This window comes from Asaia sp. Ae19-3 (assembly GCF_059801175.1).
Genome location: NZ_JBCHWF010000001.1, coordinates 2,820,001 through 2,843,735, shown reverse-complemented (window position 1 = coordinate 2,843,735; position 23,735 = coordinate 2,820,001). Strand labels below are relative to the sequence as shown.

Here is a 23,735-nt window from a genome sequence, read left to right as displayed (position 1 = left end):
ATGACCGGTCCCGTATTGCCCGCCAATCTCATTTCGCTTCCCGTTCTTCCTGTCTCGGCCGCCCTGCCCGAATTGCAGGACGTGCTGGCCTCCGGCCGCAATGCGGTACTGGTTGCGCCGCCTGGCGCAGGCAAGACGACTTTGGTGCCGCTTCATCTTTTACAAGCCCCCTGGCGCGAAGACGGCCGATTGCTGGTGGTCGAGCCACGCCGCGTGGCTGTGCGTGGTGCCGCCCATCGCATGGCATCGCTGCTGGGTGAGGAAACCGGCAGAACAATTGGCTATCGCACACGCACGGACTCGGCCGTCAGCGCGGCCACCCGCATTGAGGTGGTGACGGAAGGGCTTTTGCTGCGTCGCCTGCTGACTGACCCGCTTCTGGACAATGTGGCCGCCATTCTGTTCGACGAGGTGCATGAGCGCTCTCTCGATCTCGATACGGCTCTGGCCTTCGCACTCGATCTGCAACGCACGCTACGGCCCGAACTGCGCCTTGTCGCCATGTCGGCCACGACAGACGGGCGGGCGTTCACGACCCTGCTCGATGGCGCCCTGGTCGAGAGCGAGGGCCGCGCCTTTCCACTCGATATCCGCCATGCCAAACGCGATCTGACGGCCCTGCGCGAATTGCCTGACGTCATGGCCAAAAACATTCGCGGCCTGATGGCAGAGGAAGAAGGCGATCTGCTCGCCTTCCTGCCGGGGGTTGCCGAGATCAGACGATGCGCGGCAGCCCTTGCCGGGCTGGATGCGCTGATCCTCCCGCTCTATGGCGAGCTTGATACACGCGAGCAGGATCTGGCTCTCAAACCCTCCGACAGACGCAAGGTCGTGCTGGCAACCTCCATCGCCGAAACCTCGCTCACCGTGCCTGGTGTGCGTCTGGTGGTCGATGGCGGTTTTCGGCGGGAGCCACGTCTCGATGTCGGCTCGGGGCTGTCGCGTCTCGAGACATTGCGAATCTCACGCGCCACCGCCACGCAGCGCGCAGGACGCGCAGGGCGTGAGGCACCGGGTATCGCCCTGCGGCTCTGGACCGAAGCCACCGGCCGCGCCATGATCCAGCATGACCTGCCCGAAATCCTGAGCAGCGATCTGGCCGGGCATTGCCTCGATGCGGCCTCGTGGCAGGAAATCATGGGCACGGCGCCCGACGCCCTGCCCCTGCTCGACGCCCCGCCTACAGGCGCGAAACAGGCTGCCATCGCCCTGCTGCAAACCCTTGGTGGGCTGGACAAGGCAGGCAGGGTCACGCCGCTCGGCGCGGCCATGGCGCGCCTGGGCGCGCAGCCACGTCTGGCCGCCATGATGTGCGCAGCCCGCACGCCAATCGAGAAAGCCACCGCCGCCGCTCTCGCCGCCCTTCTGGAAGAGCGCGACCCGTTGCGCCCGCGGCCCGTGCCGGGTCAGCGCGCGCCAGTCACTCCAGCTGATATCCAGTCGCGTCTGGCGCTGATCGAGGGCGCGGAACACCACCCGACGGCTGACAGGGCGAGCCTTGCGCGCATACGTCAGTCGAGCCAGCGCTATCAGAGGCGGCTCGGCCTCTCCCAGCGCCTGCCCCCCGACCCGCACTGTGCCGCTGCCCTTCTGGCCGCTGGTTTTCCCGACAGGGTCGCCATGGCCGCAGGCGAAACCGGGCGCTACCGACTGGCAGGCGGCGGCTCGGCAAGGCTGAGCGCCATCGATCCGCTGGCTCGCGAAAAACTTCTGGTAGCCCCGTCTCTGCATACACGTACCGCCACCGAAATCTGTCTGGCCGCGCCGCTGGACCTCGATTCCCTGCCGCCTACCCTGCTGGCCAGAACGGAAGAACAGGTCGAAACGGCACTGGATACTGCAACAGGTGGAGTCATTGCCCGCAGGAGGCTGCGTCTTGGTACGCTGGTCCTGCGTGACCGCTCGGCCCCTGCCGATCCGGAAGAAATACAGTCCCTGCTTCTTTCACGGATCCGGGCCGATCTGTCGGGCAGCCTTGACTGGAGCGAGGCCTGCCAGCAATTCCGCGCGCGTCTTGCTCTGGCGCGGCTTCACCTCGATGAAACCCTGCCCGCTGCCGATGACGAGACCCTCGCGGCCACTCTCGAGGAATGGCTCCTGCCCTATATGGACGGCATGACGAGGCTCTCGCAGATTCAGGCACTCGATCTTCTGTCACTGCTGCGCCAGAGACTCGATTATGCCCAGCTCAGGCGCCTTGATCAGGAATTGCCGACCACGCTCGGCCTGCCCGGCGCCTCACCCTCGATCGATTATCGCGAAGCTGTTCCTACAATCTCGGCACGGGCACAGGCTTTCTATGGGCTGAAGGAAACGCCACGCATCGCCAATGGCAAGGTGAAGCTGCAATTCGCGCTGCTATCACCGGCCGGAAGACCACAGGCGATTACCGCCGATATTGCTGCCTTCTGGCAGACCGGCTGGCCGGATATGCGTCGCGATATGCGTGGCCGCTACCCGCGTCATGACTGGCCTGAAAACCCTGCTCTCGCGAGCCCACCACCGCCGAGACGACGGCCGGATCGCTGAATACCGGAGTGAAACATCGCGATGAAAAACAATAACACCAAGATGTGATGTTTACCCTTCCCATGCCGTAATTCTCGTCTTCGCGCTTGTTTCCACAGCGCGAAGGCCAGAGATCGTCTTTCAGCACGAAAACTTGTCTTTCGAATCGCAAGCTTCTCTCCCACTCCTTTCGGAACCGAACCGTGCTTTCCGACCGGGATGAGAAACGACCATGACTCTGGCCGCCCCCTTGCCTTCCACCCCCACCATTACCCCCACCCTGTCAGCCGCAGGGCAGAGACGGGTGTTTATCGCCTCCTGTGTGGCAGGGTTGGCCGGTGTCCTTTTCGGCTATGACCAGGGCATCATCTCGGCTGCCCTCCTGACACTGGGGGACAGTTTTCCACTCGATACCTTTGGCAAGCAGGCTATCGCCGCCGGTATGGTCGCAGGCGCCCTGCTTGGCTGCATGGGGGCAGGCCCGCTCTCGGACCGCTGGGGCAGACGCCTTCTGGTAGGGCTTGCAGGAGCGCTGTTCCTGCTGGGCTCGGTTGGTTCTGCCATGGCCATGTCACCAACCGAACTCACCATCATGCGCGTGATTCTGGGCCTTGCTGTCGGCGGTGCCAGCCAGATCGTACCTGTCTATATCGCAGAACTGGCTCCCGCTTCGCGGCGCGGCAGGCTGGTGCTGCTGTTTCAACTCGCCATCGTCGGTGGCGTTCTGGTGTCATCGCTCATCGGCTGGGCACTGAGCGATAACCCGCTGCTGCTTCGCCTGCTCAGCCGGGGTGGCGACTGGCGCATGATGTTCCTGCTGGGCGCGGTACCGGCACTGATGCTGCTGATCGGCCTGGTCTTTCTGCCGGAAAGCCCCCGCTTTCTTGCCTCGAAAGGCCGCAAGGACGAGGCCCTCGCCATCCTGCGCAGCCTGCGTGGACCGGAGGAAGACCCGGAGGGCGAAATGGCCGAAATCCATGACGCTGCCGGACAGCGCGGCAGCTGGCGCCTGCTCTTCTCGAAACGGCTGCGCCCGGCCCTCATTGCCGGAACGGGGCTTGCGATGTTCAGCCAGGTCACGGGCACCAATGCCGTGCTGACCTATGCCCCGACGATACTGGCTGGCGCCGGGTTCGATCGTAACTCAGCCCTGCTGATTTCCATCGCCATCGGCGTGACGATTACGGTCGCTACCATTTTCGGCTTCTGGGCGGTCGATCACTGGGGCCGCCGTCGCCTCATGTTGCGCGTTCTTCCCGGCTCCATTCTCGCGCTGATCGTACTCGCCTTCGTCTTTTTCGGGGGTGACCCACAGGGCATCGGCAAGAGCCTCGCCGTAGCCGGGCTGCTGCTCTATGTGCTCTGCACACTGGGCAGCATCAATGCGTCTCTCTGGCTCGTAGGGGCCGAAGTCTTTCCACTTTCGGTGCGCGGCAAAGGGATGGGTCTTGTCACGGTCTCGCACTGGTCTTTCGACCTGCTGGTCTCGATGATCACCCTCTCTATCATCGAGACCATGGGCGTCTCGGGCACGTTTGTCCTCTTTGCCGGACTGACGACCCTCGCCTGGCTGTTCATCCGCCGCTGTATCCCCGAAACCAAAGGCCGCTCGCTCGAGGATATCGAGCGCAGCCTGAACACGGGCGATTTCCTCTCCAGATGATATAGTTGTCTGCGATCCGCCTCAGGGAGTTGTTACAGACACATCTGCATGAGTTGCCCGAGCAAGACCCGGTAGACTTTCCAGGTCGGCGTTGAACTGCGAGCCGAACATGCCAGGTCTCATCAGCGGGACTGGCTGATCCGGGTGACCATGCATCGACATCTTCCCCCCCAGAAGCATGAACCGCATCAGAGGCGGTTTGTCCGCCAGAGACGCAGTAGGGACCTTGGGCTCGGGAATCGGCGTATCAGGCAATGCCGCAAAACGTTTCTGCAGATCCATCGAGTCGAGCTTCACGCGAAGGTCAGACAGGGCGACCTGCGACAATTGCTGCTCGACACCAAGGAGCACAAGCGGGTTTGCCTGTAGCAAACTGCCAAAGCCGTAGGTGTTCAGCAAGTCTCTTACACCTGATGGAACATTGACCAGTGTCACCGACACATCATACGTACCGGCATTCTCGAATTGTGCCCAGTGACGCACTGAAAACGTATTGCCGGATAATTCGTAAGAGCCCGCCATCTTTCCGGAGATGGAAGTATAGCCAGCCTCCAGAAGGAGGCCTCCCTGCGATCTGGCACCAAATATCTTTTGAGCCTGCAGCAAATCGACCTTCATCCCTGACGCGGAAAAAGACAAATGAGACGGAATATGCCCGGAGCTGTCGAGACCGTTCAGTGTAAAAGAGGCAATCCTTATTGCAGGGGGGGCACCCGGCTGTGCATTGAGCACATCAATACCGTTCAGGGTTACGGTACCGAAAGGCGTCGCCGTGATGCGGCGTATCGTCACGCTATCGCCCAACCCGGACGCAGCCAGAATTTCGCGTATCTGTTTGTCCGCCATCCCGCTCGCACTCTGACAGGCGAGTTCCCATCCTGCGGCGACAACCACTAGCAGAACGGCTCCGCCAATCAGCAGATACCGCCCGTAGCGAGTTCGGAATTTCTGACGTGATTCAGGATCCTGCGCGGCTGTACGCGCATCACGGACCATCTCGCCAACACGACCATGCACCTTTTCCGACAATGCCCCAAGTTTGGCATTAGCCTTGCGAGCGGCCTCTTCCACGCGTGGCCCGTGGGTCTGGGTGAAACTCTCGACCCGCCCGGCCCATTCTGCTGCCACGTCGCCAGCGTGGCGCATATCTGACGCCTCCGCGAGCGGGATGCTCGGTGGTGCAAGCACCAACACCGGCGGCAATAAGAGCCGTGGATCGGAGGGGATCCTGGCCATCAGGCCATGTGCGCTGTTCATCAATTAGCGCGGCGTCTTGAGCGCATTTTCACGCTGCCAGGCCAGTTCGTCACGAATCATAAAGATGACAAGGGTCAACTCGCTTGAAACGCGCGCAAGAACAATGCCTACAACCGCTACAATAACGCCACCAATCACCCCCCCCACCAAGCCGAGCAAGGCGGCGATAATTTTCGAGGTTCCGGCAGCTTGAGCCATTGCCATGGACCCGGAAAAAATAGAAATCAGTGTCCCGAGTCCACCCAGAATACAGATCACGACACCGATGTAGAAAAAGAACTTGATGAATTTCGGGGTGATAAGCGTATCAAAAGAAAGAAGTGACTTCACAGCTGGGGAATCCTCTCTGAGGTTTTAGCGGTTTATCTGGGGCTGCTTTGAAAGTTTGCGAGCAGAAAGAGCAACCGGATCGGTCGTTTCGGCACATTGCGCGTCGTGGCAGGCATAGAATTTCGTGGCGTCAAGCAAGGCATCGCTCAATGCTGTTCCATTCGACGGCGATACTGAGAGTTGACCTGAAATCAGGTACCACTGGCCAGAACTAAAAGCGGTACCGTCTTTCCCTACGGAAACCCGCAGATGACCAGGCCAACGTGTCGGCACCTTGTCCTTCCCGCTACCCTCTACCTGCACGAGAAGCGTGGCGGTTACCGGCGCTCCGGTTACAACCGAAGACAGCCTTGCCGCTCTGATCGTATCCAGCGTCCGACCCCATTGCAGATCGGGGGAATCATTCAGCCAATTAGCCATCATAGCAGGCTTTGACAGACTACCCGCCGCTTGCATCATGCGAGTCTTCTGAGCTTCGAGCGCGGCAGCCTGCTCATCTGCCTGTTTTTCAGCTGCAACCCGCCGCTGCTCTGCGACCAGCTTGTTGATTTCGTCCTCGCCGATCAGCGCCAGACGTTGTGTACGCGCGCGATCTGCAAAAACCTGAATACCCTGCAACGACGCCTTCAGCTCCCCCTGGAGCCGCTGTCGAGCAGCGGCAAGAGTTGTCGCATCAGCTTTCAAAGTGAGCGCAACGTAGACGGATCGATTTTCCATTCCCCACTGCGTACGTGCACGCAGAAAGGTCTGAGCATCACTCTGCTGCATCGGCACGAAAAACGGCAACTCACCGTTTTCGACCTGCAGAGTTACCATGAACGGAAAACTTCCCCCGCTGCATTCCCCATGCATTGATATCTGGTGCAGGGGCATTTCAAGCGGAAAGCCTTGTTTAGTGAAATCATACGGACCAAGAGTCGTCTGTATAACCGTCTCAATTCTCTCCGACGACGCCATGTTCGCACTCTGACGCAGATCGTCACGAGCACGTTGCATCAAGGCATGCCGCCCAAATTCATCCGCTCGAAAAAAATCACGTTGATAGCGAAAAGCTGCCCAGCAACGCTGCACGGAGTCGTCATCAAGCCAGGCAGGATTGGCCTTCGCTGCCAATGCCACGAAAGCATAGTACCCTTCGAGCGGTGGCGCAGCAGGCTGAGGCTGAGGCTGAGGCTGAGGCTGAGGCTGAGGCTGAGGCTGAGGCTGAGGCTGAACAGTAGAAGCAGACTGCGGCTGGATGGAAGGGCTTGCAGAAGGTCTTTGCTGCGTATTGTCGGAGGCAGACGCAGCGGAGGCGGGAACGAACTGCCACCCCTTCTCCCGCGTCGCATCGAATTGTTGCACCTTGCCGGAAGGTTCCACAACGCTCACGGTAACGCTTTGCGCAGCCACACAACGCGGATCACGCTGAAAGACGCCCGCAAGAAGCTGTACTAGACCTTGCTCGGCATCCACCTGTGCTATGGCAGGGCTTTGCGCATCAAGAAACATCCGCAAGGCAACGTGGCTGGCCTGACATCGGGTTGCGAGGTCGACAAAATTGACCCGAAAATGCCTCTTGGTCGAGACCACAAAGAGCGTAGGGTCGCTCTGTTGCGCCAAAACTGGGGTAGACACGAAACCCAAGGCGGCAAAGCCCGCCGCGCCCAGAAGAATTTGCCTGAAAAATTGCCGACGCATGTCAGTTTACTTCCCAGACCCCTTGTGGAGACAGGCACGCATTGCTGTTCGTAGTAGCAGATTGTGCTCCACCATTTGCCACCGTGCGGAGATCGCGACAGGTCACGCTTGCCGTGACGACGGTTGGCACAGCATTGGCAGTTGCGACCTTGTCCACGGGCTCGAGATCATCGAGATTGATCGGCGCGTTGTCATTGGCGGATTGTACGACCTGACCGACCGCTTGAGCCTTTGGAGCCGCGGTGACAACACGAGTCAGCAGTGTCGAAGGCACGTAGCCTATAGCTTGGCCGCCTCGTGAAACGAGATACCAATTACCATCTTGCACAGACCCTGTTACCCAGATTTTGTTACCATTATGCAGGGTCTCAGTAACAGAAGCGCCTGCTTCCGGAGCACTGTGCACGGCAGCTGTCTTTTTGACGCTGTACCTCTTGCCAATCGAAACGAGCCTCGTAGGCGCGGCAACAGAGGCTTGGCGCAACAAACTCACTTGCTTGGTTTCCGTACGCGTGTTGGAGGCCGTGATGACTGCCGTGGCCTTGCTATGGGTAGAGGCCCAGTTTTCGGAATCCCCATCACTCTGCTGGCTCAGAACCTGCTGCTGCTGACGCAGCAAAGCGGCACGATCATCATCATCGAGCATGGCACCGACGCGATTACCGATAAGACCAGCCAAGGCTGCACCACCGACTGCCGCAAGAGCGGCATATTTACCGCCGAAAAGCCCACCGAGTGTACCGCCCAGAGCCACACCGACACCAGTACCCACACTCTCTTTCTGACCCATCCCCAGAATACCGGCATTGGGGTCGTTGCTACACCCGGCAATAGGTAGGCAGAGCGACACTATCAGGAAACCTGCCACAGCCTGTCTGCTCTTCATCTCGCCATCACCTTATGAAATCTAATATCGTTATAAAATGTAACCTCCGCTTTAAGCTGTTGCAATAATGGAACGTTAAAATTTCACAAAAAACATTATTGACCATCATAGACCAGTGAAGCCTGCCACACGCGACGGTACCTCCACAGAAACAGTCGCATATCCTGTTCACGCGCAAAATGACGTGCGACACGTAATGCAATCCGGATCCTTACCAGCGCTGCGACAGGGTTACGAATACAGCACGACCCGGAGCCCAGGCGCAGGCAACGTCGCGTGTGCACATCGCAACATATTTGCGATTGGCGATATTGGTCCCGTTGAACTGGATGCGCGTGCGGCCTCTGTCGATATGGGCCTGAAGATCCCAGACAAGCTGCGAAGGCACTGTGAAGGTCAGGGGAATAGACCCTGCCGTATTGCCCGTATAGCGCATGCCCGCTCCAATTCCGGCCTGCCACAGGGCCGAGAAAGCAACATCGCGCTTCAGAAAGAGCGATGCCATATGCGAGGGAATGGCCACTGGCCGCTGGCCGATCTGGCTCACCGTGTTCGACTTCAGAACACGCGGGTCCTGATAGGTGAAACTCGCAATGAAATCGATCTTGTAAGGCAGGCGACCCACCCCTTCGAACTCGAAACCGCGCGTTCTCTGTCGCCCCGTCTGCACGCTGAAGGACGTATTATTCGGGTCTGCCGTCAGGACATTATCCTGCACCAGATTGAAGAAATCGGCCGTTAGCATGAAATTGTCGACGCCACGCAACGGTGTGACGGGCTTGTATTTCACACCGGCCTCGATCTGCTTGCCTGTGGTGGGCACGAAAGCCGATCCGGAATATGTCGTGCCGACCTGCGGCTGGAATGAGGTCGCATACGAAACATAGGGGTTCAGCCCGATAGCCGATTGGTAGACCAGCCCGAGACGCCCGGTGAAGGCGTTATTATTCTGCGGCGTACGCCCCCCGGTCAGGTTGCTGACCGTCATGCTCTCGGTAAAATCGCCACGACCCGAAAGGGTGAGATACCAGCGCTGCCAGTTTGCCTGTTCCTGAGCATAGATGCCCGTATCGGTTTCGGTCTCGTTGGTGCTGGTGTTGGTGGCATAGCTCGGCCAGGTGATGGCGCGATAAACCGGCGCATAGAGATTGAGCGCAGGCGCCGCACGCTGCCCGCGACGATTGGCGAGAAAATCACTGCGAAAATCAACGCCAGTCAGGATTTCATGGTGAATCAGGCCGGTATGAAAAACGACGTCGGAGCGCGTATCCAGCGTGACGTTATTATAATTGCCCTGCTGATTCAGCGCTGTACGGTTGATGCTCTGCTGGTCAGCTGAAAGCGACGAGGTGGTGACGAAGCGGTAAAGCACATCGAGATGCGCGTAACGCATGTTCTGCGTGATGGTCCAGTTGGGCAGGATATGGCGCACCAGATTATAGCCCACCGCCACCTGACGCTTGGAGTAAACGTCGTAATCAGCGTCGCTGCTCAGGAAATTGCGGGCGATCTGCCCCCATTTCGACGGCAGGACCGTGCCTCGCGCTGGCAGAAACTGGGCGGTAGATCCGGCATCGAGCTGTTCGAAGCTGGTCAGCAGGGTTGCGACCGTCTTGTCGTCCGGATGCCAGCTCAGCGACGGTGCGACATAGATTTCGTTATTCTTGATATTCTTCGCATAGGTGTCGGATTTGCGGATCAAACCGTTGAAACGCCAGAGAAGCGTCTTGCGGCTGTTGAGGGCGCCGCCAACATCCACCGCGCCCTGCACACGCCCATACGAGCCGGTCTGGAAATCGATTTCATTCACCTGATCCAGATGAGGCCGCTTGCTGACGGCATTGATGATGCCTCCCAACTGGCCCGAACCATAGAGCGCCGATGACGCGCCGCGCAGCACATCCATTTCTTCCAGCCCCCAGGGCTCGATGCTGAAGCTCTGGGAAGTGCTGGCATCGGGCGCACGCGTGCCATCGAGATAGATATCCGGCGTGAAGCCGCGAATAGTCCCGAAATAGCCGCGAGGGTCATCCTTCGATCCGTAATCTGACACACCTGCCGCATAGCGCACCGCCTCGGAAAGACTGCGCGCATTAAGCACGCTCATTCGCTCCTGCGTGATGACTGTGATGTTCTGCGGTGTGAGTTCAAGCGGCGTTGAGGTCTTGGTCGCGCTGCTCGCTGACGCAGGAAGAAATCCGCCGCGCTTGGCCGAAACACGGATCGTCTCATGAACAGCCGCCTTCTGTTTCGTTGCTGACGTTTTCTGCGACTGGGTATTCTGGGCACGCGTTGCAGGAGCTCTCGGTTTCTGTTCTGCAGCCGAAGCCGGATGGAAAACGGCCCCGGACAAGGGAAATGAGACAAGCGCAGACAGACAGAAGGCAGCACGATGCGTGGCGGACATATTTTTCCCGGGAGAATACGATGAGTAGCTGTTACAAATGAGAACGTTTCTCATTTGCATCCGGGTCGATAAAAATCTAGCTGTCTGCTGTCAATCGACCGTTGCGGTTGACTGACCGGACAGGAAAAATTGTGGTGATTATGTCACGTTTTCGTCAGATCGGGGCGCGCCACCGTCAGGATATGAGGAGCTCGCTTCGAAGTCTTTCCAATAGCACCACAAGGGGGTGGTCGAGCTTCTGCCCTCTGAAACGCTTCACCTGGCTGCGGCAGGAATAGCCGCTGGCCAGAAAGCGCTGCTCGCCTTGCCGGTCGAGATGCGCACCCCAGGATTGCTCGAAAATGACGCGCGAGGTTTCGACATTACGCGCCTCATGGCCGAAGGTGCCCGACATGCCGCAGCAGCCTGTCTTTTCAAGCTGCAGGGTGAGCCCGACACGGGCGAACAAGGCCTGCCAGTCACTGCCTGATCCGGCAAGGGCGGTCTTTTCAGTGCAATGGCCGAGAAAGACATGCTGCGTGCCAGAGCCCGCTTCCACAGATGTGACCGACGCCTCCTGCCCCGGCAGAGCCTTGAGCAGAAACTCCTGTGGCAGCAACACCGTGGGCAGGGTCTCGATGCCCGCAATCTTGCGGTATTCCTGCCGGTAGACGAGTGTCATGGCCGGGTCGAGCCCGACAATCGCGACGCCGGATGCGCCGATCCCGCGCAGCCAGGACGCGTTGCGTCTGGCCTGGCTGGCAAACATCCGCAGAAACCCGTGCACATGCAGCGGTTTGCCACATGCCAGACTCTCGGCAAGATAGACCTGATAGCCGCATCGCGAAGCCAGCTCGATCAGCGCGCAGACAAGGGGCGTCTCGAAATGGCGCGTAAACAGGTCAGGCATCACTATGACGCTGCGGGCCTTCTCCTCTGCCGAAAGAGAAGCCAGCCGCTCAGGGCGCGCCGGCTCCACGCCCCAGCGCATGCAGGTCTCGGCCAGTTTCGCGCCCTGCATAGACGGCATGTCCACAAGACCGAAAAAACGCTTCCCGAGTGCCTGAACCACAGAAAGCCGCGTTCCGGCATTATAGAGCGGCGCGATACGGGCCATGAGCGGCAGGGCATATTCAATCATGCCTACCAGATAATCGCGAAAAGGCCGCGCATAACGCTGATGGTACAGATTGAGAAAACGCGCCCTGAAATCGGGTACATCCACCTTGACCGGGCACTGGCTGGTGCAGGATTTGCACGCAAGACACGTCGCAAGACTGTCGTAGAGCTGATGAGAGAAATCGCGTGGAGCCGCTGCACGGCGCCGCAGCATGGCGCCGATACGCTGTTTCAGCGGTGGGCGTGTGGCCTCGAGCGCCGCCACGTCTGTCCCTGCCCCGGCCTGGAGACGCAGCCATTCGCGCAGCAGCGATGCGCGCCCCTTGGGTGAGAAGCGACGGTCGCGTGTCGCCTTCCAGGACGGGCACATCGGGTCGTCCTGATCGTAATTGAAGCATGCGCCATTGCCGTTGCAGTGCATGGCGGTGCCAAACCCCTTCCAGACCGGATCAGGAATCTGCGCGTCCTGCGTACCGCGCAAAGGCACGTTATCCACGCGCAGAAGCGGGCGCGCCGACGCGGCAGGGGCGGCAATCTTGCCGGGGTTGAGCTGGTTATACGGGTCGAAAACGGCCTTGATCTGCTGAAGACGCGGATAAAGCGGCCCGAATATCTCAGGCACATATTCCGAGCGCACCCCTTTGCCGTGCTCCCCCCAGAGCAGCCCTCCATAGCGGCGCGTGAGAGCCTGAACCGCATCACTCAGGGGGCGGATGCGTGCCGCATCCTTGGGGTCGCGCATGTTAAGAAGCGGGCGCACATGCAGGACACCGGCATCGACATGACCGAACATGCCGTAATCGAGCCCGTAGCCATCGAGCAGGGCACGAAACTCAGCAATGAAATCGGCCAGTTTCTCCGGCGGCACCGCCGTATCCTCAACGAAAGGCTGCGGGCGGGCTTCGCCCTGCACATTGCCCAGCAGGCCCACGGCGCGCTTGCGCATGGCATAGACCTGCGAGACGGCCTTGCGCCCCTCGGCCAGCGTATGGCCACGACGAGGCACCGTCCTGTCCTGCCTCAGATGATCGAGAAACGCGTCCACTTTCTCGCGCAGCACGGCCTCGTCATGCCCGGCGAATTCGACCAGATTGAGCCCCCTAGCCGGGCCTGCCTCATCTTCGGGAAAATAGCTCTCGACCGAACTCCAGACGAAATCCTGCATGGCCAGACCCAGCACCTTCGAATCGATCGTCTCGATCGACAAAGGCCTGAGGCCGATCAATGCGCGTGCATCGCGCAGCGCCTCCATGAAGCTGCCGTAGCGGATATTGACCAGAATACTGTGTTTCGGAATGGCGAGCAGATTAAGCTTTGCTTCAGCCAGAAACCCGAGCGTGCCCTCTGATCCGCAGATCAGGGAGGTGAGATCGAAACGCCCCTCTGCGTCGCGCAGATGGCGAAGATCATAGCCGGTCAGACAGCGATTGAGCTTTGGGAAAACACGCTCGATCGTTTCCTTTTCCTGCTCGTGGATACTGGCAACGCAGTCATGAATACGTGCCACATGGCTTGTGCCATGGCGCTGCGCCGTCAATGCAGCTTCATCGAGCTTCTGAGTATCGAGCGTCTCGCCGCCGAGAAGCACGGTCGACAGCGCCAGAACATGGTCGCGTGTCTTGCCGTAGGTGCAGCTCCCCTGCCCGCTGGCATCGGTGCTGATCATGCCGCCGATCGTGGCCCGGTTCGATGTCGAGAGTTCGGGCGCGAAAAACAGGCCGTATGGGGCGATGGCAACGTTCAGCTGGTCTTTCACCACACCCGGTTCGACACGTACCCATTTCTCTTCGACATTGATCTCGAGAATACGGTTCATATGCCGGGAAAGATCGACCACAATCCCGTCGGTCAGGGACTGACCATTGGTGCCCGTGCCACCGCCGCGAGGCGCCACCACGACATCGTGCCATGCATCCTGACCGGCCAGACGCGCCAGACAGACGAGATCGGCCTGGTGTTTAGGAAAGACGACCGCCTGAGGATAACGCTGATAGATCGAATTATCGGTGGCGTGAACGAGGCGCGTATCGTGATCAGTCTCGATCTCGCCGATAAATCCGGCATTGCGCAGCGCATCCAGAAAAGCGGCATGCTGCCCTGACGTGCCAGGCAATCTGTCGAGAACAGCGATCATGGTCATGGCCGGTCATCCATCGTCAATGGTGCGCCAGAGATCCTCCGGCAATGCCGGACGGCGCGCGTCCCTGAATTACTCCGAACCGGCGATGAACGATAGAGAGACGAAAGAGACGTCGCGCCTCAGGAACGTATGAGCACCACAAGGGCGCGCCGTTCCTGCGCGATCCCCGAACGCAGATGGCCGTGGGCGCAGAGCGCCTCACCTTCATGTTCGAGATACATGACCTTATTGACGACGGGCGCTGGTGTCGTCACCGATTGCCGCAATGTGCGGTGAACCTTGCGCGCTAGCGTCTTGCAATAATCCAGCGTATCGCTGGTAATGGCCATCGGCACAGTTTCGGTACGCGCAGGCATAAAAGCCGGATGTGTGCCGTTTCCCGCCTTGGCCGTGCCAGGCAGACCAAGGGTGCAAGTCAGGCAAAAAAGCGCAAAGGCTGTTTGGGTCATATAATCGATACTGATCAGGTCCATATTGCATCACGATGGGCGATGCATGAAGACTTGGTTAAGTAGTCAGATTCTGGACGGATTGCTCAGGCCAGCCCGTTTTCCTCGACGGGCAGACTCAGCACCACACGCAAACCACGCTGGAGCGGTTCAAGCGCCAGACTGCCGCCATGAAGCTGAGCCACTGCCTGAACGAGCGACAGCCCGAGCCCGGCACCAGGTGTGTTGCGCGCCTGATCGGCACGAAAGAACCGCTCCGAGGCACGGGCCAGATCTTCCGCAGACATGCCCGGCCCTTCATCGGTCACGCTGATGCGCACCAGATTGGTCGATACGCTACCACGCAGGGTAACGGTCGTTCCGGAAGGAGAGAACTTGATGGCGTTATCGATCATATTTGCCACGGCCTGCTGAATGAGGCGGGCATCGCCGTGAAAGAACAGGCGCTGGGGGAGGTCGAGCGCAATCTGCAGCCCGGCATCCTCAGCGGTCGCTTCGTAAAGCTCTGCGATATCATGAAGTGGTGCAATGAGATCGGTCGTCTCGAATGCCGCGCGGCGCGCGCCGGCCTCGATCTGGGCGATACGCATGAGCGCATCGAAAACAGCGGTCACATGGTCGAGGTCTGCCACGGCGCGATAGATAGCGTCATGCATCTCTTCGGTGGAGCGCGCATGAAGCGCTGCATCTTCCAGCCTGTTGCGGGCACGGGTGATCGGTGTGCGCAGGTCATGAGCGATGGAATTCGAGACCTGCTTGACCCCTTCCATGAGCTTTGAAATGCGGTCGAGCATGCGGTTGATGGAATGAGCCACCAGATCGACGTCATTGCCCACAAGCGGCATGCGCTGACGCATATCGCCATTGGCCAGAGCTGTAGTCGTGCGCGCGATGGAACTCAGGATACGGCTAAAAATACCCCGCACCACCCAGGCGCCACCCACCGCCAGTGCCGTAACCATGAGCCATGACCAGATAAAGGTCTCGGTCAGAACACGGCGCAGGATGTCCCGCCCCCTGATGTCACGGCCGACCAGCAATTGCAGACCGTCAGGCAACACATAGGCATGCATGGCCGCAGAGGTCGTGTTCCCCGCCCGGCTGATCTTGAGTGTGTAGAAACGATCGGCACGCTGCACGGCATCGGGCCATGAGGGCATGTTACCGGCCAGACGCTGGCCGCCAGGCGTGATCAGCAGATAGAGATCCTGATCCTCGACGTCCTGATCGAGTCGATCCTGAATGGCGCGTTGCAAGCTCGACAGCCCGCCCTGCATCCAGCGTTCGGCCAGCCCATGTGCATCGGCATCGACCGCCTGACCGACCTCGCGCTCAAGCGCGCCGATCGTGTGCCACCAGAGAAAGGTAAGGAACAGCGTGGCCGAGAGGGCAAAGACCAGCCCGTAGCCCAGTGAGAAACCAAGCCCCGCCGAGCGGAAGCGCCAGGCGCGCTTCCACCACAAACGAAGTATGGGAAAGCGCGACAGGCTGAACCTCATGAAACCGGCAAACCCTGCTCAATTGGCGCGCAGGATATAGCCTGCATTGCGGATCGTATGGATCAGCGCGGTTTCGAAGGGCTTGTCAACTTTCTGGCGCAGGCGCGACACATGAACGTCGATCACGTTCGTCTGCGGGTCGAAATGATAGTCCCACACCCGCTCCAGAAGCATCGTGCGGGTGACTACCTGACCGGCATGGCGCATCAGGAATTCCAGCAGGCGGAATTCGCGTGGCTGAAGATCGATCTTCTCGTCCCCACGTTTGACCGTACGCGACAGCAGATCCATTTCCAGATCGGCGACGGTCAGCTTGGTCTGCGGTGCCTGCTCGGCGCTGCCACGACGGGCAAGGGCCTCGACACGCGCCAGAAGCTCGGAGAAGGCGAAAGGCTTGGTCATGTAGTCGTCGCCACCAGCCTTGAGGCCGGCAACACGCTCATCGACATCGGCCAGAGCCGAGAGAAGCAGGACAGGTGTCGCGTTATTCTGCGCACGCAGCGTTTCGAGAATACGCAGACCGTCAATGCCACCGGGAAGCATGCGGTCGAGAATCACGATGTCGAAATTCTCGCTAACGGCAAGAAACAGACCATCTTTCCCGTTATCGGCTTCCTCAACAAGGTGCCCGGTTTCCTTCAGGCCCTTCACTATGAAGCTCCTGACGGTTGGATCATCCTCGACAAGCAGAATACGCATGGTCAGTCCTTGGTTTTGAAGACGGCTTTCGCGAAGATACGTGGTGCCGCCCTCAATTTACAGTGACCTTATTATCTTTCAGTTACGCCCCGGAAGAAAGGGCGAAGAAGCGCTTCTGTGTTCATTCATCGGCATCTGCCGGTCGTTTTCCGATAGGAAGCGTGACAGTGCTCGTCTTGCCCTTGCGAATTACCGTGAATGTAACGGCATTTCCGGGCTTGCCTGCAGCCACAATCCTGAGCAGAGCCCGCCCATTCTCGACTGGCGCATTATTGATCGCGGTGATCTTGTCGCCTTTCATCAAGCCGCCCTTCTGCGCGGGGCCGTTGCGATCGACATCCACCAGCACGACCGAACCGTCGCCGTCATCGAGCGTGACCCCAAGCCAGCCATGATCGACATGGCCCGTGCGCCGGATCTCATCGACAATCGGCGCCACGATCTCGGACGGAATGCCAAAACCGATTCCCACCGATCCACCCGCAGGTGAAACCATGGCGGCATTCACAGCCACCACCTGCCCACGCATGTTGAAGGCTGGCCCACCCGAATTGCCCGGATTGATCGGGGCATCGAGTTGCAGGAAGTCGTCGAGCGACCCAGCCCCAAGATCGCGCCCACGCGCCGAAACGATGCCCGCACTGACGGAAGAGCCGAAGCCGAAAGGATTGCCTGCCACCAGAATCCAGTCGCCCACATTCACCTTGTGGCTGTCACCCCACGTCACATAGGGAAGCGGCTTGGGCGATTCGACCTTGATGACCGCGATATCGGTTAGGGCATCCACCCCGATCAGCTTCGCCGGCAGTTCCTGTCCGTTCGAGAGCGAGACCGTGACATTATCGGCGTCACCCACGACGTGATCATTGGTGACGATAATGCCCGATGGATCGACGATGAAGCCTGACCCGGCACCCAGGATTTCTTCCTGATGACGCTGCATCTTCTCGCGATAGCGCTTCTCGAGCGGCGTGCCCTTGATCTGGGCGGGCACCTTGCCGCCGCCCTCCGAACTGATCTGGGTAATGGCGATATTCACCACAGCCGGAATCACGCGTTGCACCAGCGGGGCGAACGACAGTGGACCGGACTGCACAAGGACGGGCGGCAAGGCAGGCGTGCCGTCGGGAACGGCTGCCTGAGCCGGAATCTGCACGGCACTGGCCGGTGGCACAGCCGGAATGACAGGATGGCTCGGCTGCGGCGGCGGATGCGGCAGAAATTTTTCGAGGAAAGACGGCAGGGCATAGGCCTGCGAGACGCCAAACCCGGCAAGGACAGCGAGAGCAAGAACTGCGCGCATCAGGAAACCACAAGCGGGGTAGGATCGGGGGTCATGGCGACACGATAGCGCAGAAATGAAATGATTCCATCTCTCATCGCCGCCTCTTTTCCCTCTTCGTTCTCATGCTACAAAACAGGCCCCGCTCTGCCGGGTCGAAGAGGAAGGATTGTCATTCCTGCAAGGCTTTGGCAGGACGAGAAGGACGTATCACGCGAAAAGCGCGTCCTTCTGCCCCTGACGCTTGCAGAACGCGATCTATCAAGGACGACAGATGATTAACGACTTTACTTTCGGCCGCGTCCTGATCATCGGCGATCTTTTACTCGATTGTTATATTCACGGCTCTGTCGACCGTATTTCACCTGAGGCGCCCGTTCCTGTCCTGCTGCGCGCCAAGCACAGCACTGTGCCCGGTGGGGCCTGCAATGTTGCCATGAATGCCGCGGCCCTGGGCTGCACTGTCAGCCTGGTCGGGCTCGTGGGGCAGGACGCCTCCGCGCAGGAGTTGCGGCAGGCCCTGGCACAGCAGAGCCGCATCTCTCTCGACCATCTGGTTGACGATGCAGACTGGGTGACCATCACCAAGACGCGGGTTCTGAGTGGTCGCCAGCAAATTGTGCGTATCGACGACGAACCCTCCACTGTCGTCGCGCCCATCGTTCAGGAGAAGCTCATCGCAGCCGCCCTGAATGCGCTCGATACGGCAGATGTCATCGTCTGCTCAGATTATGCGAAAGGCGTGCTGAGCGACGAGGTCCTGCAGGCTGTCATTCAGGCAGCCAATCTGCGCGGCATCCCTGTTGTGGTCGATCCCAAACGAAAGGATCTCTCAGCCTATAAGGGCGCGCAACTCATCACGCCCAATCGCAAGGAGCTCTCTTCCGCGACCGGGCTGCCTGTCGGCAGCGATACCGAGATTCACTTCGCGGCGCTTGCCGCACAGGAGCAGTTCGGTGGCGATGTTCTGGTCACCCGTTCGGAAGAGGGCATGACGCTTCTCGAGCGCAGCGGGCGCATGACCCACGCCCATGTGCCGAAATCAGAAGTCTTTGACGTTTCCGGTGCGGGCGACACGGTCGTGGCAACCATTGCCGCCATGATCTCGGCGAAAGCCGATCTGCAGACTGCGATGGTCATCGCCACGAATGCGGCCTCGATCGTCGTGGGCAAGCTCGGCACAGCCACTGTCTCCCGCGCAGAGCTGAGCGCGGCGCTCAAGTCGAAAATCGAGAAGGACGGTGTGATCGCGTCTCTTGCCGAGGCTCAGGGCATTGTTGCCGCCTGGCGCCAGCATGGCGCGCGCATCGTCTTCACCAATGGCTGTTTCGACCTGCTTCACCCCGGGCACATCGCCCTGATCCGTTCCGCCGCGCGTGAGGGCGACAAACTGATCGTGGCACTGAACAGCGATGCCTCTGTGCGACGGCTCAAGGGAATGGAGCGACCGCTGCAGGATGAACAGGCACGGGCCACTGTCATGGGGGCTTTGCGCGATGTCGATCTCGTGGTGATTTTCGACGAAGACACGCCCTATGAAACGATCGCCGCCCTGAAACCCGATATTCTGGTCAAAGGCGCCGATTATACGGAAGATCAGGTCGTGGGCGGGGATGTCGTCAAATCTTATGGTGGTCGCGTCGTGCTGGCCGATCTGGTATCTGGTCGCTCGACGACCTCTATCGTCAGGAAAATGAAAGCCGATTAAGGCACGGGCGCCACGCTCGCAGGACACGTTTGAAATCTGGGTGACATGACGCGCGAGATCGAAGACACGACCCCCGAAACAAAGGCGCGCTGGCGCAACTGGCTTTTCGGCCAGGCCCTGCCCTTGTGGAGCCAGGCGGGCTTCGATGACAAACGTGGCCTCTATCACGAACGCCTGGACTGGGCCTCACGCCCGGTACCGATGCAGGCCCTGCGTCTGATGGTGCAGGCAAGGCAGATATCTACCTTCTGCCGGGCCGCGCTCGACGGTGTTCACGAGGCGGGCGCTCAGGCGCTGAGCTGTCTCGATACTGTGCAGCGTCTCTATCATCGCGCCGATGGTCAACCCGGCTGGGTCTTTTCGATAGCTTCGACAAATCGCCCCGCGCAGTCAAAGCGCGATCTCTACGCCCATGCCTTCATTCTCTTCGCCTATGGCTGGGCCATACGCTATGCCAACCGCCCCGAAGACCGGGCCATGGCACGGGTCATCGCCGAAGAAATCGATCTGATCTTTGCTGCGCCCAATGGTGGTTATGTCGACGCCGTGCCCGATGAGGGAGTCTTGCGCAGCCAGAACCCTCATATGCACCTGCTCGAAGCCTATCTCGTTGTTTTTGAGGCAACCGGCGACAGCTTTTATCTCGAGCGCGCAAAAGCACTGGTCGAACTGGCAAGAACGCGGCTCATCGATCCGCGCAGCGGACTACTGCTTGAGTTCTTCGGCCCTGACTGGTACCCGCTTAAGAGCTTCGGCGAAAATCAGGTCCAGCCGGGGCACCTCTTCGAATGGTCGTGGCTGCTGAGAGACTACTCTCGCCTCGCTGAGTGCAAAGGCGATGAAGCCGATTCTCTGGCCCGAAGCTCAGGCAAGCTGTTCGAGGCAGGCTTTGCTTCCGGCTGCGATCATGCCCGGTGCGTCGTGCTGGACAGCATCACTGATACCCATGTCGTTCTGGAACGTTCCGCGCGTATCTGGGCACAAACCGAGCTTTTGCGCCTGCTTCATACGGGCGAGCAGACACCGGAAAACGCGGCAAAAGCGACGCTTTTTGCCGCTTCCTTTCTGGAGCTGTTTGCCCCGCTATCGCTGAGCGGTGGCTGGATTGACCATATTGATGCTGATGGTGACAGGCTGGTTGAGTATATGCCGGCGAGTTCGCTGTATCATATTTACGGAGCGGGCCGTCAGATTGCGCTGTAGCGCTGCAACTACTATAGCGCGTCTCAGACGGCGGACGCGCGCCTGCTGTTCTGGGGCGGGTATGGACATTTTGTGTGGGGATTTTTGAGCACAAAAAAGCCCGCCTGGATTGAGCGGGCTGATGTGTTGGTTGCGGGGGCAGGATTTGAACCTGCGGCCTTCAGGTTATGAGCCTGACGAGCTACCGGGCTGCTCCACCCCGCGGGGGTGGTGTTTTTGTGGGGTGGATCAGGGGACCTGGCGGCGACCGACTTTTCCGCATCTTAAGATGCAGTATCATAGGCGCTGGGGCGTTTCACGTCCGAGTTCGGGATGGGATCGGGTGGAAGTCTCCCGCCATAGCCACCAGGTCTTCTGATCCACCCGACAACTGTGTGTCGGTGTGGGAGGTTGGTTTTTTGTATGATGAGTGTATTGCGTGGATGATTGCTATGCATGTGTATGCTCTCCTGGAGAGCGTTGTGTGAGCGATATGGGCGATTAGGACCGGTTAGCTTCACGTGTTACCACGCTTCCACACCCGGCCTATTGACGTGATGGTCTTTCACGGCCCTGTGAGACCTAGTTTTGAGGTGGGTTTCCCGCTTAGATGCTTTCAGCGGTTATCCCGTCCATACTTAGCTACCCGGCTGTGCCGCTGGCGCGACAACCGGTACACCAGAGGTATGTTCATCCCGGTCCTCTCGTACTAGGGACAAATCCTCTCAAGTCTCATACACCCACGGCAGATAGGGACCGAACTGTCTCACGACGTTCTAAACCCAGCTCACGTACCACTTTAATCGGCGAACAGCCGAACCCTTGGGACCTGCTCCAGCCCCAGGATGTGATGAGCCGACATCGAGGTGCCAAACCTCCCCGTCGATGTGGACTCTTGGGGGAGATCAGCCTGTTATCCCTAGAGTACCTTTTATCCGTTGAGCGATGGCCCGTCCACGTGGGACCACCGGATCACTATGGCCGACTTTCGTCTCTGTTCGAGCTGTCACTCTCACAGTCAGGCGGGCTTATGCCATTGCACTCGACAGTCGGTTTCCGACCGACCTGAGCCCACCATCGCGCGCCTCCGTTACACTTTGGGAGGCGACCGCCCCAGTCAAACTGCCCACCATGCAGGGTCCCGGACCAGGCTAGACTGGTCTCGGTTAGACATCAGAAAAATTCAGGGTGGTATTTCAAGGACGGCTCCACCGAAGCTGGCGCCTCGGTTTCATAGCCTCCCACCTATCCTACACAGGATGTCTCTGATGCCACTGCAAAGCTGCAGTAAAGGTTCATAGGGTCTTTCCGTCTGACCGCGGGTACCCCGCATCTTCACGGGGAATTCAATTTCGCTGAGTCGATGCTGGAGACAGTGGGGAAGTCGTTACGCCATTCGTGCAGGTCGGAACTTACCCGACAAGGAATTTCGCTACCTTAGGACCGTTATAGTTACGGCCGCCGTTTACCGGGGCTTCAATTCAATGCTTGCACATCTCCTCTTAACCTTCCGGCACCGGGCAGGCGTCAGGCCGTATACGTCGTCTCTCGACTTCGCACAGCCCTGTGTTTTTACTAAACAGTCGCTACCCCCTGGTCTGTGCCACCCGCATCTGGTTGCCCAGAGACGGGTCTTGCTTATCCCGAAGTTACGCAAGTAATTTGCCTAGTTCCTTCAGCATCGTTCTCTCAAGCGCCTTGGTATTCTCTACCAGTCCACCTGTGTCGGTTTCGGGTACGGTCTATACGCCAGAGCTATTTCCTGGAATGCTCCAAAAGCCTGGTCAATCCAATAAGACCAGACAACATATCGCATTCGTCACTTCTGGCAGGCCCAGTAATATTCAACTGGTTCCCATCGACTACGGCTTTCGCCCTCGCCTTAGGGGCCGGCTCACCCTGCGTGGATTAACCTTGCGCAGGAACCCTTGGACTTTCGGCGACAGTGTTTCTCGCACTGTTTGTCGCTACTCATGTCAGCATTCGCACTTCCGATATCTCCAGAGAGGGTCACCCCGTCTCCTTCGCAGACCTACGGAACGCTCCGCTACCGCGCATATCAAAGATATGCACCCACAGCTTCGGCACGTGGCTTGAGCCCCGTTACATTTTCGGCGCAGGGTTTCTATTAGACCAGTGAGCTATTACGCTTTCTTTAAAGGATGGCTGCTTCTAAGCCAACCTCCTGGTTGTTTTGGAATCCCCACATCCTTTCCCACTTAGCCACGATTTGGGGGCCTTAGCTGGTGGTCTGGGCTGTTTCCCTCTCGACAATGGACCTTAGCACCCACTGTCTGTCTGCCACGCTCATACTCCTCGGTATTCGGAGTTTGGTTAGGTTTGGTAAGACTTTGGGTCCCCCTAGCCCATCCAGTGCTCTACCCCCGAGGGCAATACGTGACGATCTACCTCAATAGATTTCGCGGAGAACCAGCTATCTCCGAGTTTGATTGGCCTTTCACCCCTAGCCACAGCTCATCCCCGACTTTTTCAACAGGCGTGGGTTCGGCCCTCCAGTGCGTGTTACCGCACCTTCAGCCTGGCCATGGCTAGATCACTCGGTTTCGGGTCTTCTGCCAGCAACTCATTCGCCCTATTCAGACTCGCTTTCGCTACGCCTACACCTACCGGCTTAAGCTCGCTGCAAACAGAAACTCGCTGACCCATTATACAAAAGGTACGCCGTCACCCCATAAGAGGCTCCGACTGCTTGTAGGCATCCGGTTTCAGGTCTCTTTCACTCCCCTCATCGGGGTGCTTTTCACCTTTCCCTCACGGTACTTGTTCACTATCGGTCATCAGGGAGTATTTAGGCTTGGAGGGTGGTCCCCCCATGTTCAGACAGGGTTTCACGTGCCCCGCCCTACTCGAGAACCATCATGAACACTACGCATACGGGGCTATCACCCATTATCGCCGGACTTTCCAGACCGTTCTGCTTCTTTCA

The 23,735-nt window shown here is 59.1% G+C and carries 14 protein-coding genes, 1 tRNA gene and 2 rRNA genes (1 of these 17 running past the window's edge); 4 read left to right on the top strand and 13 right to left on the bottom strand.

The window, feature by feature from the left end:
• Both hrpB and AAID99_RS12495 read left to right on the top strand, forming a co-directional pair.
• Positions 1–2,529 carry an ATP-dependent helicase HrpB gene (gene hrpB, locus AAID99_RS12500; protein WP_188427417.1) on the top strand — a complete coding sequence of 843 codons (2,529 nt, stop codon included), beginning with the start codon at positions 1–3 and terminating at the stop codon, positions 2,527–2,529.
• 211 nt (positions 2,530–2,740) lie between these two features.
• Complete coding sequence (locus AAID99_RS12495) at positions 2,741–4,171, top strand: sugar porter family MFS transporter (protein WP_498494036.1); 1,431 nt, start codon at positions 2,741–2,743, stop codon at positions 4,169–4,171.
• Positions 4,172–4,192: 21 nt separating this feature from the next.
• Here AAID99_RS12495 and AAID99_RS12490 read toward each other — a convergent pair whose 3' ends face one another.
• The 10 genes from AAID99_RS12490 to AAID99_RS12445 form a co-directional block, all read right to left on the bottom strand.
• Complete coding sequence (locus tag AAID99_RS12490) at positions 4,193–5,317, bottom strand: hypothetical protein (RefSeq protein WP_188427415.1); 1,125 nt, start codon at positions 5,315–5,317, stop codon at positions 4,193–4,195.
• Positions 5,318–5,431: 114 nt separating this feature from the next.
• On the bottom strand, positions 5,432–5,758 hold the full coding sequence (locus AAID99_RS12485; protein WP_188427414.1) for a DUF4282 domain-containing protein: 327 nt from the start codon (positions 5,756–5,758) through the stop codon (positions 5,432–5,434).
• Positions 5,759–5,782: 24 nt separating this feature from the next.
• Positions 5,783–7,438, bottom strand: coding sequence for a hypothetical protein (locus AAID99_RS12480; RefSeq protein ID WP_498494035.1), 1,656 nt, complete (start codon positions 7,436–7,438; stop codon positions 5,783–5,785).
• Between the two features lies 1 nt (position 7,439).
• Complete coding sequence (locus AAID99_RS12475) at positions 7,440–8,324, bottom strand: SH3 domain-containing protein (protein WP_188427412.1); 885 nt, start codon at positions 8,322–8,324, stop codon at positions 7,440–7,442.
• A 211-nt stretch (positions 8,325–8,535) separates the two neighbouring features.
• Entirely contained in the window at positions 8,536–10,731 is a 2,196-nt protein-coding gene (locus AAID99_RS12470) for a TonB-dependent siderophore receptor (protein WP_498494033.1), read from the bottom strand.
• A 175-nt stretch (positions 10,732–10,906) separates the two neighbouring features.
• The gene (gene ydiJ / locus AAID99_RS12465; protein ID WP_188427410.1) at positions 10,907–13,969 is read right to left on the bottom strand and encodes a D-2-hydroxyglutarate dehydrogenase YdiJ; all 3,063 of its coding nucleotides are present in this window, start codon (positions 13,967–13,969) and stop codon (positions 10,907–10,909) included.
• Between the two features lie 119 nt (positions 13,970–14,088).
• On the bottom strand, positions 14,089–14,442 hold the full coding sequence (locus AAID99_RS12460) for a hypothetical protein (RefSeq protein WP_188427409.1): 354 nt from the start codon (positions 14,440–14,442) through the stop codon (positions 14,089–14,091).
• A gap of 62 nt (positions 14,443–14,504) precedes the next feature.
• A complete protein-coding gene (locus AAID99_RS12455) occupies positions 14,505–15,917 on the bottom strand; it encodes a HAMP domain-containing sensor histidine kinase (RefSeq protein ID WP_188427408.1) in 1,413 nt (470 codons plus the stop codon).
• Positions 15,918–15,935: 18 nt separating this feature from the next.
• Positions 15,936–16,616: a winged helix-turn-helix domain-containing protein gene (locus AAID99_RS12450; protein WP_025842033.1), complete on the bottom strand. Its 681-nt coding sequence runs from the start codon at positions 16,614–16,616 to the stop codon at positions 15,936–15,938.
• Between the two features lie 121 nt (positions 16,617–16,737).
• Positions 16,738–17,919 (bottom strand): S1C family serine protease, encoded by a 1,182-nt coding sequence (locus AAID99_RS12445; protein WP_188427407.1) that lies wholly within the window; start codon positions 17,917–17,919, stop codon positions 16,738–16,740.
• 253 nt (positions 17,920–18,172) lie between these two features.
• On the opposite strand from AAID99_RS12445, the gene rfaE1 reads away from it, so the two are divergent.
• Positions 18,173–19,606, top strand: a complete 1,434-nt coding sequence (gene rfaE1, locus AAID99_RS12440) for a D-glycero-beta-D-manno-heptose-7-phosphate kinase (RefSeq protein ID WP_498494032.1) — start codon at positions 18,173–18,175, stop codon at positions 19,604–19,606.
• A 45-nt stretch (positions 19,607–19,651) separates the two neighbouring features.
• Positions 19,652–20,809: an AGE family epimerase/isomerase gene (locus AAID99_RS12435; RefSeq protein WP_498494031.1), complete on the top strand. Its 1,158-nt coding sequence runs from the start codon at positions 19,652–19,654 to the stop codon at positions 20,807–20,809.
• 127 nt (positions 20,810–20,936) lie between these two features.
• On the opposite strand, the gene AAID99_RS12430 is transcribed toward AAID99_RS12435, so the two are convergent.
• From AAID99_RS12430 to AAID99_RS12420, 3 genes are all read right to left on the bottom strand, one after another.
• Positions 20,937–21,013, bottom strand: a tRNA-Met gene (locus AAID99_RS12430).
• Between the two features lie 31 nt (positions 21,014–21,044).
• Positions 21,045–21,159 (bottom strand): 5S ribosomal RNA (gene rrf, locus AAID99_RS12425).
• A 110-nt stretch (positions 21,160–21,269) separates the two neighbouring features.
• Positions 21,270–23,735 (bottom strand): 23S ribosomal RNA (locus AAID99_RS12420); it runs 275 nt beyond the window's last position.

Bases quoted from the DNA above. Each gene is read 5' to 3' on its own strand.
- hrpB (WP_188427417.1), top strand. From the start codon at position 1: ATGACCGGTCCCGTATTGCCCGCCAATCTCATTTCGCTTCCCGTTCTT.
- AAID99_RS12495 (WP_498494036.1), top strand. From the start codon at position 2,741: ATGACTCTGGCCGCCCCCTTGCCTTCCACCCCCACCATTACCCCCACC.
- AAID99_RS12490 (WP_188427415.1), bottom strand. From the start codon at position 5,317: ATGCGCCACGCTGGCGACGTGGCAGCAGAATGGGCCGGGCGGGTCGAG.
- AAID99_RS12480 (WP_498494035.1), bottom strand. From the start codon at position 7,438: ATGCGTCGGCAATTTTTCAGGCAAATTCTTCTGGGCGCGGCGGGCTTT.
- AAID99_RS12475 (WP_188427412.1), bottom strand. From the start codon at position 8,324: ATGAAGAGCAGACAGGCTGTGGCAGGTTTCCTGATAGTGTCGCTCTGC.
- AAID99_RS12470 (WP_498494033.1), bottom strand. From the start codon at position 10,731: ATGTCCGCCACGCATCGTGCTGCCTTCTGTCTGTCTGCGCTTGTCTCA.
- ydiJ (WP_188427410.1), bottom strand. From the start codon at position 13,969: ATGACCATGATCGCTGTTCTCGACAGATTGCCTGGCACGTCAGGGCAG.
- AAID99_RS12460 (WP_188427409.1), bottom strand. From the start codon at position 14,442: ATGGACCTGATCAGTATCGATTATATGACCCAAACAGCCTTTGCGCTT.
- AAID99_RS12455 (WP_188427408.1), bottom strand. From the start codon at position 15,917: ATGAGGTTCAGCCTGTCGCGCTTTCCCATACTTCGTTTGTGGTGGAAG.
- AAID99_RS12450 (WP_025842033.1), bottom strand. From the start codon at position 16,616: ATGCGTATTCTGCTTGTCGAGGATGATCCAACCGTCAGGAGCTTCATA.
- AAID99_RS12445 (WP_188427407.1), bottom strand. From the start codon at position 17,919: ATGCGCGCAGTTCTTGCTCTCGCTGTCCTTGCCGGGTTTGGCGTCTCG.
- rfaE1 (WP_498494032.1), top strand. From the start codon at position 18,173: ATGATTAACGACTTTACTTTCGGCCGCGTCCTGATCATCGGCGATCTT.
- AAID99_RS12435 (WP_498494031.1), top strand. From the start codon at position 19,652: ATGACGCGCGAGATCGAAGACACGACCCCCGAAACAAAGGCGCGCTGG.